Consider the following 11,516-nt stretch of genomic DNA (forward strand, 5'->3'; position numbering starts at 1 on the left):
TCCTGTCTTCCCGATATTCCCAAAAACATGGGGCCTTAGCTCAGCTGGGAGAGCGCCTGCCTTGCACGCAGGAGGTCAGCGGTTCGATCCCGCTAGGCTCCACTTATTTTAATATCATTTATGGCGGTGTAGCTCAGCTGGCTAGAGCGTACGGTTCATACCCGTGAGGTCGGGGGTTCGATCCCCTCCGCCGCTACCATAAAGGACCTTTAGCTCAGCTGGTTAGAGCAGACGGCTCATAACCGTCCGGTCGTAGGTTCGAGTCCTACAAGGTCCACCACTAAAGGTTTATATCTCGGAGGTATACCCAAGTTCGGCTGAAGGGATCGGTCTTGAAAACCGACAGGCGGCGAGAGTCGCGCGGGGGTTCGAATCCCTCTACCTCCTCCATTTTTTCTTAAATTACATATTATATCATCGCGGGGTGGAGCAGTACGGTAGCTCGTCGGGCTCATAACCCGAAGGTCGCAGGTTCAAATCCTGTCCCCGCAACCAAATGGTCCCGTGGTGTAGTGGTTAACATGCCTGCCTGTCACGCAGGAGATCGCCGGTTCGACCCCGGTCGGGACCGCCATTTTAATAAGGCTCGGTAGCTCAGTCGGTAGAGCAGAGGACTGAAAATCCTCGTGTCGGCGGTTCGATTCCGTCCCGAGCCACCATTTTGAAGTCGCAAGCCGGCTTAGCTCAATTGGTAGAGCAACTGACTTGTAATCAGTAGGTTGGGGGTTCAAGTCCTCTAGCCGGCACCACTTTCAAAATGAGCCATTAGCTCAGTTGGTAGAGCATCTGACTTTTAATCAGAGGGTCGAAGGTTCGAATCCTTCATGGCTCACCATTTTAAATTTAATGCGGGTGTAGTTTAGTGGTAAAACAAGAGCCTTCCAAGCTCTGGTCGAGAGTTCGATTCTCTTCACCCGCTTTTCAATTATGGGCCTATAGCTCAGCTGGTTAGAGCGCACGCCTGATAAGCGTGAGGTCGATGGTTCGAGTCCATTTAGGCCCACCATAATTGTTCCGCAGTAGCTCAGTGGTAGAGCTATCGGCTGTTAACCGATCGGTCGTAGGTTCGAGTCCTACCTGCGGAGCCATATTTATAGAGAAGTACCCAAGTGGCTCAAGGGGCTCCCCTGCTAAGGGAGTAGATCGCGAACGCGGTGCGAGGGTTCGAATCCCTTCTTCTCTGCCAGTAATTGGCCCGTTGGTCAAGTGGTTAAGACACCGCCCTTTCACGGCGGTAACACGGGTTCGAATCCCGTACGGGTCATACTAAAAGAGATAGCATAAACTGCTATCTCTTTTTTGTTGTATAAAAGTAGACTTTGGATAGTCTGCTTTTTTTATGCAATAGAAGAAATATGAAGTATTCGCTGTTGCAGTTAGGTACATAGAGAGCCGTAAATACAATCATGTTATTTATTTGGACCTGTATGGATATGAAGGAAGTATGACTGTAGCCTCCTACACTTGGAGAAACCGATGAAAATACATCCGGGAGCTACTGTGGAAAATAAATAATATATAGAAGACAGCTTTTTTAGGTTGTCATTATTGTCGAGTTTTGTCGGTAAGTCGATATATTGCAAAAATCGCTGATATAATTTGAGTTACGGTCGATATATTCTAAAAATCGTCGATATAATTTCACTTACCGAAAAAACATAAGAAAATCCCTTTCACAATCTAAAGAAAACGCCTCCATTGAAATGGATTCCACACCTGATCTAATAACTTTACACTTTATGTGAAAAAGTTCACAAATAGGTCATAATTTGTGAAGTAATTCACAATGATACATGCTACAATATGAGTGTAAAGAAGTTAAACAACATTAAATTAGTATTTTAATTAATTACTTAAACAATCATAAAAAATAGATGTGAACAATAGAGAGGGGAAATTACCATGAAAAAAGGTATCAATCGTGTAGTATTAGTAGGAACAGGAGCTGTAGGTTGTAGTTACGCTTACTCAATGATCAACCAAGGTGTAGCTGAAGAGTTCGTATTAGTAGATGTTAATGAAGCAAAAGCAGAAGGGGAAGCAATGGACTTAAGCCATGCGGTACCATTCTCTCCATCACCAACAAAAGTTTGGAGCGGTAGCTATGCAGATTGTAAAGATGCAGATTTAGTAGTTATCACTGCTGGATTACCACAAAAGCCAGGTGAAACTCGTTTAGACTTAGTTGAAAAAAATACAAAGATCTTTAAACAAATCGTTCGCGGTATTATGGATAGTGGATTCGATGGAATCTTCTTAATCGCAACTAACCCAGTTGACATTTTAACTTACGTAACTTGGAAAGAATCTGGTTTACCAAAAGAGCGCGTAATCGGTTCTGGTACTACTTTAGACTCTGCTCGTTTCCGTTACATGTTAGGTGACTACTTAGATGTAGATCCACGTAACGTTCATGCTTATATCGTTGGTGAACACGGTGACACTGAACTTCCAGTATGGAGCCACGCTACTATCGGTGTACAAAAACTAGAAACAATCTTAGCTAACAACGAACAGTACAATCAAGAAGACTTAGATAAAATCTTCGAAAACGTACGTGATGCAGCTTACCATATTATCGAGCGTAAAGGTGCAACTTACTACGGAATCGGTATGTCACTACTTCGTGTAACTAAAGCAATCTTAAACAACGAGAACAGCGTATTAACTGTATCTGCATACCTTGAAGGTCAATACGGAGAGAAAGATGCTTACGTAGGTGTTCCAGCTGTAATTAACCGCGAAGGTGTACGTGAAATCGTAGAACTTGAGCTAAATGAAGATGAAAAAGCGAAATTTGCTCATTCTGTAAAAGTATTAAAAGAAACAATGGCACCAGTACTATAATAATTGCTAAATAATTCAGAGGTGGGAAACTGCTTCTTACCTCTGAACTTATATAATTTAATATAAATTCCTTTTCCGGTTTCCCTTGTATATCCCCAATATACCCCTTTTGCTGGATAAGGGTCGTTTATAGAAAAGAGCACTCTACTTTACGTAGAGTACTCTTTATTATCCCGCATTAACGGGCAGTAAGATCCCCACCTCAAAATGCAGCGAAAGCAAAGAAGTTAGTTTGGTGATCAACTGCCCGTAAAAGCCCGATTGGTTCAACTAATAATCAGTGGGGGGTGAACACCCCCCACTGATTAAAGTTTCACTTTATCATTTTTTAGGCGTTAATCCCAATTTCTTTAAAATATCTGTCAGTGTACCGCTTTTTGATTTTTCTACAGGTGTTTGTGATTTAGATGCATCTGGCCCTTTTTTCAAGAAGTTCTTTTCAACGAAGCGAATATCTTTTTCGTCGACAATCCCATCTTTATTAAGGTCTCCGTCTTTTACAGTTAGTCCTTTTTTACCATAGTTGCTAGCGATAATTTCAGCATCTTTAATATCGATTACTTTATCAGCATTTACATCGCCGGCAAGGTTTTCGTCAGATCTTGCATAATAATATTGGCCAAGCAGCTTACCGTCTTTTTCAGTACCAAGTTTCGTTGTTAGGCGGCTTGTTAAATGTCCTGGCACTTCTACATATAGGTTATAGTCGCGTTTATTAACTGGAAGTCCATTTAGTTTGAAGTACCCATATTTATCTAGTGAGCCTTCAAACTTATGACGGTAAGAATCAGTTGCGTATACTTTTACGCCAAGCTTTGCATAATCAAATTTTTCATCTAAATATCCACGTTCATTTAAGAATGCACCAGGTTTAATATTTCCTTCTACTAGTGAATTTAAGGACATAACTGAGAATGTTTGATCTTGAAGTACACGCATTCTATTTGGTTCTGATTCACCTTGTTTCCAGTAAACAAAAATTGGTGACTCTAATTGAGCGTTTGCTTCATAAAATTCATCATTTTCTACTTTGAAAGTTACATCAATGAACGGGAAATCACCATCTAATCCAGCAAAGTTTTTGTCATCGATAGCGCCACCAACTGTAACCGAACCTGCCTCTAGTTTCGGTTCATTTACTTTTGCGGTTACTCCTTTTTCGGAAAGTAGCTTTTCAAAAGCAGGATTAAACTTCGCATTTGCAAATTTGAAGTTCTTCTCTAGGAAGTTTACATTAAATTGCCCAGCAACAAATTGTTTTACGTGTTTTGCGTTTAGTGTTACTGTGAACTCGTCATTTTTATATAATTCTTTTTTATCGTAACTAGCTTTCGCATATTGAGCACCTTGTGGGATAAACCAGTAGTTATTTACACCGCTTGGATAGTCAGCTCCTGCAGTTGCATAATCGAAAATATATACGCCTGTGTTCATTGGACCTTCCGTTTTGAAGGAGTCAGGTGTAATGCCAACTTTAAAGTCGCCATTTGCATTAATCGGTAAAAACTTATGCAAGTATGGAGAATAGTCATAGTACATAACGCCATTCGCTTCTTGCGTAATGTTTAATCCTTTTCCTTTTAAGTAGTCAACGTTTGAATCGTATACATTTCCTTTAATCCATAGTGCTTTTTTGCCATCTTCTACTGTATAATTTTCTTCATTTAACTCGTAAATACCAGGTTTTAATCCAGTTAGTTTCACTTCTGGTGGGGTATTATCAATTACAACATAATCACCTTTTACACGTGCTTTCCCAGCCTTATCATAACCGACAAACTCAATTGTGTAGTCTCCTTCTGGTAAGTTGATTTTCTCATCACCAATTGGTTTTGCAGGATCATTTGTAAAAGGATACACTTTTCCATTAAAGAATGAGTCTAAGTAGTAATACACATCAGTTTTTAGTCCACTTGTGTTTAATGTCCCAATGAAGCCCAGAGCTTTATCTGTTTTGGAATCTTTTAGGATAAGATCTAACGTTTCAAGTTCGCTGTTTAATTGGAATGCCCCGTGAACATACGATTCACCGTATGGATTAAATTTAGATGTATCAGTTGAAATTGCTTTTCTTGATAGTATTGCATTTTCAATACCAGGCTCTGATACACGAATAGAGAATGGGATTTGATATGTTTCTTCTTTATTTTTCGTGTTCGTAATATGAATATATCCTTCATATCGGCCTTGTTTTACACCGGCTGGAAGATTAATTTTTGCTTCAATTTCACCTGCTTTGCCAGCATCAAGAGTAATTGTTTCTGGAGCAGAGATTTTTACACCGTTTGCGACAGCATCGTTAATAGTAGACGAAGCTGGTGTATAAGAAATTTCTGTTTTAAATTCTTTTTTCTCTTGTTTATTATGATTAGTTACTTTTATATTTCGTTTTTGTTCAAGAGCTTCACCGTCTTTTTGATAAAACTTACCGAATGCAATAGATCCAGTTTCTTCGGGCACTTCAATTACTTCATCATTTACAACAGTTTGTGTCGTATCTAATACTTTAAAGCTTGTTTCTGTACGAACGGCGTTGTAAGCATCTACTCGCCCAGCTCCAACTTCATACACCGAATATTTTTCTTTTAAATCATCAGCTGTGTTCATAAGAGACGCTTTTACATCGAACGGAGAGTAGTCTGGGTGTTCTTGTAAAATTAGAGCAGCAACGCCAGCAATATGAGGGGAAGCCATAGATGTTCCTTGCATACGCTCATAGGAAACAGCGTAGTTTTCACCCTCTTGCGGGTCGTTAATATATTCAGGAACTGTTGAAAGGACAGCGACACCAGGCGCTGTAATATCAGGCTTAATATCATCATTTGCTGTAACAGGACCATGTGAGCTAAAGTCTGCAAGATGATCGCCTTCTGTTTGAATGTAATTAATTTCATCGAAAGTTAAGGATGTGCTACCTTGTTCAATTTGAGCTTTTAGTTTTTCACCGTCTTCTTTCGTTAGGCGGAATGCTGGAATGTATTTTGTGCTTTCACCAACGTAGAAAGGAATTTCTCCATCCACGTTGTTATAAATAATAACGGCCTTTGCACCTGCTTGTTTTGCGTTAGCAATTTTTTCATCAAATGAGGTTGTACCACGTGCAACGAGAGCGATTTTTCCTTTTACATCTTTTTTACTAAACTCGTCAGGCGTACCGATTCCTACAGATTCAATAGGTAAAGTTTGCCCCTTGAAATCTTCTATTTTATCAGTGAAGTTTTTGCCGAACAAAATTAGGTTAGGGAATTGTAATTGTCCAGCATGACCTGATAGTTTCGGTAAGGAAATAGAGCTATCACTGGCTCCAACCGTAATAGAAAATGGCGAAGCACCTGGTGATCCGAGTGTTGATGGATTCGGTCCAGAGTTACCAGCAGCAACGACTGTAACAACGCCTGAAAGCATCGCGTTATTAACAGCGATAGATGTTGGATCAAGAGGATTGTTGCTATCATCACCTAACGATAAGTTAATAACGTTCATACCGTCAGAAATAGATTTATCAATTGCAGCGATAATACCTGAACTATCTCCACTTCCGTATGGACCGAGTACACGATAGTTATACAGTTCAATGTCAGGTGCAACACCTTTTACTGCTGAATCAGATTGGTTCTTCTTTTGAGCAGAAACGATACCTGCTACGTGAGTGCCGTGGGCTGTGTAGAAGGAAGAACCACGGTTATCAAATTCAGGAGCACCAGATTGTTGCCATTCTGAATAAGTAGTTTCCATTGGATCTGCATCATTATTAATAAAGTCCCAACCCTTTACTGAATTTGGATCTACTTTGCTAGAGTCCTCACCAGGTTTTGCGCGATAGCCTTTATATACGTCTTTTAAGTCAGGGTGATTGTAATCAATACCTGTATCTAATACACCAACTTTAATTCCTTTTCCGGTAATACCCTCACTATGTAACTTATCTACCCCGATTTGAGGGATGCTGTCTGTTAGTTTTTGGGGTGCTTTTTGCTCAGCTTGTTTTGGTAAATTTAATTTCACTTCGTAATCTTTCCAAATGCGTTTTACAACACCAATTCGTAACAACTCTTCAACTGTATTTGCTGGTAATGTCATTGCAACACCATTTAGCGCATGCTTATAAGAACGTTTAATTTGTACAGACTGGAAGTTTCCTGATTTTACTGATGGGCTGAATTGATAAAGACGTTTTAGTCCTTTTTCGAATTCTTCATGTTCTTGATCAATACGTGCTTTTATATTTTCAGGAGCAGCTTGTAATCCTTTTTCTTTTTGTTTTAATTCATTAATCTTTACTGGTGCAGTTTGAAATTCTACAATGATATTTATAGGCTCAGAACTACTCGTATTAATATCTGGTGAAATTGTAAAACCAGGGTTGGCATCTACCGTTTGTAATGCTAGGCGTTGTTCTTTAGAAAGCTTCGATAATATAGAATGAGCATTTGAAGATTCAATTTGGTTAATAGGACTTTCAGCAAGTACATTGAACGGAATGGCAGTTGAAAACAGAATGCCAGCCGTTACAATTCCAGTAACAAAACGATTTTTCTTTTTCATTTATAGGCCTCCGGTAATTTATATTTTTAAAAATTATTTCTCCACGCCAGCTGTTTGCTCAGCATGGAATGTCCAGTTTAGCTGCAGGGAATCACCTTGAAATTTATTTTGATCTTGGTCGTTATCTTCAAATGAGAAGAGGACGTGTAAGTAATCTGTTTCACCAGATTTAATACCATCTATTAAGTTATGACGTTCTAGAGACGTAGCGACATCTTCAGGTTTCATAGTTTTTAATTGTGATAGTTTTGTTTCCCACACAATCTCATGGTCATCGTTTGGATTAGATGGCTGTCCATCATTTACTAGAAACTTGACGATAATGTGATCACCTAAATCTTCACCGTCATTATTTTGCTTTGCATCTGTAACTTCATATGATGTTTCAAGTGCTACTTTTGCGATATCCAATGTACCTTTATTTTCAAGCTTGAAGTTCCTTTCAATAAAATCACCTGGTTTTAAATCTTTCACATTAACGATTACACTTGGATTAATAGAAAGATCTAGTGTTCCAGCTTGAAATGAGTTACTTGATGTTTCTGAATCACTGAAATAGGCGAATACACCTCCGAATGTAAGGGATAAACCAAGTGAAGCGGTGACAACTCCCATTCCTACTTTTTGTTTTAATGACATAAGAAAGCCCCCTAGTTAAATTTTTATAGCAATCGTTCGCAACAAGGATAAATAAGTAAACATAGTAGTCCGCTATGAATTATAGTTACGAAAGATTTCTGTTCTTTATTGAGAACAAGTATATGCTTATGAATTTCGCATTTCAATAAAATTATGACAAAAAATGTTGAGAAACATTTTTTTATGACAGATTATTTTGTTTTGATTTTGAGTGGAAAATAGCATGAAAAATAGTATAAACCTAATAAAATAAAGGGTGAGAAAAAATAATAGACAGAAATATAGAAGGGTAATAAAGCGTTTTCAATGAATATTCGTCAAAATTCGATATTTTACACGGAAATGTGAAGAAAAACTAACATTTTTAAGAAAAAAACGAATGTTTTTTATAAATTAACAAGGATATTGCAGTTTTTCGCAGAAATAGTTAAAGTATAAAAAATTCTGTCATCTAAGTGAGGTGAGCATATTGAGTGTAATAAATTGTGAAGAAGTGAAACGAGATGAGTTTCATACAGAAAAGTACTATGAAAGTTATAACATCTTTGGCGCACATGTTGTGACGGAAGATGAGATTCAAGGGGTACGATTTACAGTGTGGGCTCCTCATGCGAAAGCAATGAGTGTTGTTGGGGATTTTAATGAGTGGGATTATGAGCAACATAAGATGCTACAAGTGACAGAAGAAGGCATTTGGTCCTTATTTATACCGCATATTGAAGAAGGAGAAATATATAAATATGCGATCGAAACGTTGGCTGGTGACGTCATTTTAAAGGCAGATCCGTATGCTGTATATGCAGAAGTAAGACCGAATACGGCATCTGTAGTTTTTGATATAAAAGGATATGAATGGAATGATAAAAACTGGAATCGTAAGAAAAAGAAAAAATTGATTTATAAAGAAGCGATGACAGTTTATGAATTACATTTTGGTTCTTGGAAAAAGAAAGAAGATGGAACGCTGTACTCTTACAGGGAAATGGTTGAAGAGCTCATCCCGTATGTGGTGGAACATCAATTTACACATATTGAAATTATGCCGCTTGTTGAGCATCCATATGATCGTTCTTGGGGATACCAAGGAACGGGATATTATGCAGCGACGAGTAGATTTGGTACGCCGCATGATTTAATGCATTTTGTCGACGAATGTCATAAATATGGAATCGGTGTCATTTTAGATTGGGTGCCGGGGCATTTTTGTAAAGATGCTCACGGTTTATATTTGTTTGATGGTACACCGACCTATGAATATAAAGATAAAGATGTACAAGAAAATCCAGTATGGGGAACTGTCAATTTTGATTTAGGAAAGAGAGAGGTACGTAATTTCTTAATTTCAAATGCGTTATTTTGGATGAGATATTTCCATATTGATGGTTTCAGAGTTGATGCAGTTGCGAACATGTTGTACTGGAATAAAGAAGGACAAGAGCAAAGTAATGAGCATGCTGTTTCATTTTTAAGAGAGTTAAATGAAGCAGTGTTTGCAGAAGATGAAGATTTTCTTATGACGGCAGAAGATTCAACAGCTTGGCCACTTGTAACAACTCCAACGTATGAAGGTGGGCTTGGATTCAATTACAAATGGAACATGGGCTGGATGAATGACGTGCTGAAATATATGGAGTGTGCGCCTGAATATAGGAAACACATTCATGAGAAAATGACGTTTTCTTTACTATATGCGTACTCTGAAAACTTCATATTACCGCTTTCTCATGATGAAGTCGTTCATGGGAAAAAGTCGTTATTAAATAAAATGCCAGGTGATTACTGGGATAAGTTTGCTCAACTTCGTTTATTATATGGATATTTCTTTACTCACCCAGGAAAGAAGTTACTTTTCATGGGAGGAGAATTCGGACAGTTTGATGAGTGGAAAGACCTTGAAGATTTAGATTGGAATTTACATGATTTTGAAATGCATCGTTATATGCATGATTACTTTAATGAGCTCATAGCATTGTATAAGCGCTCAAAACCACTTTGGCAGCTTGACCATTCACCTGAAGGTTTTCAGTGGATTGATGCTAATAATAATGAGCAAAGTATTTTCTCTTTTATCCGCCAAGGGGATAAACAAGAAGATGCGTTAGTTGTCGTATGTAATTTTACGAAAGCTACATATGAAAACTATAAAGTAGGTGTACCAGATTTCGAGTATTATAACGAGATTTTAAACAGTGATGCACAGCAATATGGCGGTTCGGGGCAAGTGAATAAGAAACGTCTTAAGACAATTCTAGAACCGTACCATAATCAAGCGGCACATGTAGAGATTACAATTCCACCATTCGGCGTATCCATATTACGACCAGTGAAGACGAGAAAGGGGAGCAAAAAACAAGATGGCTCAAAAACAAAAGTGCGTAGCAATGTTACTAGCAGGGGGAAAAGGTAGTCGTTTAAGTGCATTAACAAAAAATTTAGCCAAGCCAGCTGTTCCATTTGGTGGTAAATATCGCATTATTGATTTTACGCTAAGTAACTGTGCGAATTCTGGTATTGAAACGGTTGGGATTTTAACACAATATCAACCACTTGAACTTCATAATTATATCGGAATCGGAAATGCGTGGGATTTAGACCGAGTAAACGGTGGGGTCACAGTATTACCTCCTTATGCGGAGTCTTCAGGGGTTAAGTGGTATACAGGTACGGCAAGTGCCATTTATCAAAATTTAAACTATTTAAGTCAGTATGAACCGGAGTATGTTCTTATTTTATCAGGTGACCATATTTATAAAATGGATTACAGTAAGATGCTAGATTACCATATTGAGAAAGAATCGGACGTATCCATTTCTGTTATTGAAGTACCTTGGGATGAAGCGAGTCGCTTTGGCATTATGAATACAAATGAAGAAATGGAGATTGTTGAGTTTGAAGAGAAACCACAATTTCCAAGAAGTAATCTTGCATCAATGGGAATCTATATTTTTAATTGGTCAATTTTGAAAGAGTATTTAGAGATGGATGCGAGAAACCCTGAATCTAGTAACGATTTTGGAAAAGATGTACTTCCGCTTTTATTGGATGAAGGGAAGAAGTTAATGGCGTATCCGTTTGAAGGATATTGGAAAGATGTTGGAACGGTGAAGAGCTTATGGGAAGCGAATATGGATTTGCTTCGCGATGAAACATCACTGAATTTAAACGATCGTAATTGGCGTATTTACTCTGTCAATCCAAACGAACCGCCTCAATATATTGCTGAAAAGGCGAAAGTAGAAGAATCGCTTATTAACGAAGGGTGCGTCATTGAAGGGGACGTGAAGCATTCTGTGTTATTCCAAGGAGTGACGGTGGAAGAAGGTAGTATGGTGATTGATTCTGTCGTTATGCCAGGGGCTAAGATTGGTAAAAATGTTGTGATTGAAAGAGCGATTGTTGGATCAGAAATGGTTATCGAAGATGGAACAATCATTCGGCCAGAAAAGAATGTTGACGATGTAGTATTAATTGCTGAAGGGAAATAG

The 11,516-nt window shown here is 38.3% G+C and carries 5 protein-coding genes and 14 tRNA genes; 17 read left to right on the top strand and 2 right to left on the bottom strand.

Going from position 1 to position 11,516, the window contains the following annotated elements; genetic code table 11:
* Positions 1-29: 29 nt before the first annotated feature.
* The 15 genes from DN400_RS22080 to DN400_RS22150 all read left to right on the top strand — a co-directional run bounded on the left by DN400_RS22080 (position 30) and on the right by DN400_RS22150 (position 2,847).
* Positions 30-102 (top strand) — tRNA-Ala (locus DN400_RS22080).
* Positions 103-122: 20 nt separating this feature from the next.
* Positions 123-199 (top strand) — tRNA-Met (locus DN400_RS22085).
* Positions 200-203: 4 nt separating this feature from the next.
* Positions 204-280: transfer RNA gene (locus DN400_RS22090), tRNA-Ile, on the top strand.
* Between the two features lie 17 nt (positions 281-297).
* Positions 298-390, top strand: a tRNA-Ser gene (locus DN400_RS22095).
* Positions 391-418: 28 nt separating this feature from the next.
* A tRNA-Met gene (locus DN400_RS22100) sits at positions 419-495 on the top strand.
* Positions 496-498: 3 nt separating this feature from the next.
* A tRNA-Asp gene (locus DN400_RS22105) sits at positions 499-574 on the top strand.
* Positions 575-583: 9 nt separating this feature from the next.
* Positions 584-659 (top strand) — tRNA-Phe (locus tag DN400_RS22110).
* A 14-nt stretch (positions 660-673) separates the two neighbouring features.
* A tRNA-Thr gene (locus DN400_RS22115) sits at positions 674-749 on the top strand.
* 10 nt (positions 750-759) lie between these two features.
* A tRNA-Lys gene (locus DN400_RS22120) sits at positions 760-835 on the top strand.
* A 13-nt stretch (positions 836-848) separates the two neighbouring features.
* Positions 849-919, top strand: a tRNA-Gly gene (locus DN400_RS22125).
* Positions 920-929: 10 nt separating this feature from the next.
* Positions 930-1,006 (top strand) — tRNA-Ile (locus tag DN400_RS22130).
* Between the two features lie 7 nt (positions 1,007-1,013).
* Positions 1,014-1,088 (top strand) — tRNA-Asn (locus DN400_RS22135).
* Positions 1,089-1,095: 7 nt separating this feature from the next.
* Positions 1,096-1,186, top strand: a tRNA-Ser gene (locus tag DN400_RS22140).
* A gap of 6 nt (positions 1,187-1,192) precedes the next feature.
* A tRNA-Glu gene (locus DN400_RS22145) sits at positions 1,193-1,264 on the top strand.
* 638 nt (positions 1,265-1,902) lie between these two features.
* Complete coding sequence (locus DN400_RS22150; protein WP_000715346.1) at positions 1,903-2,847, top strand: L-lactate dehydrogenase; 945 nt, start codon at positions 1,903-1,905, stop codon at positions 2,845-2,847.
* A 321-nt stretch (positions 2,848-3,168) separates the two neighbouring features.
* Here DN400_RS22150 and DN400_RS22160 read toward each other — a convergent pair whose 3' ends face one another.
* Complete coding sequence (locus DN400_RS22160; RefSeq protein WP_147801940.1) at positions 3,169-7,392, bottom strand: S8 family serine peptidase; 4,224 nt, start codon at positions 7,390-7,392, stop codon at positions 3,169-3,171.
* Between the two features lie 33 nt (positions 7,393-7,425).
* A complete protein-coding gene (locus DN400_RS22165; RefSeq protein WP_065229495.1) occupies positions 7,426-8,031 on the bottom strand; it encodes a CalY family protein in 606 nt (201 codons plus the stop codon).
* Positions 8,032-8,500: 469 nt separating this feature from the next.
* Here DN400_RS22165 and glgB point away from each other — a divergent pair, with 469 nt between their 5' ends.
* Both glgB and glgC read left to right on the top strand, forming a co-directional pair.
* Positions 8,501-10,438, top strand: coding sequence for a 1,4-alpha-glucan branching protein GlgB (gene glgB / locus DN400_RS22170; protein WP_097997135.1), 1,938 nt, complete (start codon positions 8,501-8,503; stop codon positions 10,436-10,438).
* On the top strand, positions 10,386-11,516 hold the full coding sequence (glgC, locus tag DN400_RS22175) for a glucose-1-phosphate adenylyltransferase (protein ID WP_000057604.1): 1,131 nt from the start codon (positions 10,386-10,388) through the stop codon (positions 11,514-11,516). The genes glgB and glgC overlap by 53 nt, the downstream gene beginning before the upstream one ends.

It is taken from the genome of Bacillus sp. AR8-1, assembly GCF_008042345.1.
Taxonomy (GTDB): domain Bacteria; phylum Bacillota; class Bacilli; order Bacillales; family Bacillaceae_G; genus Bacillus_A; species Bacillus_A cereus.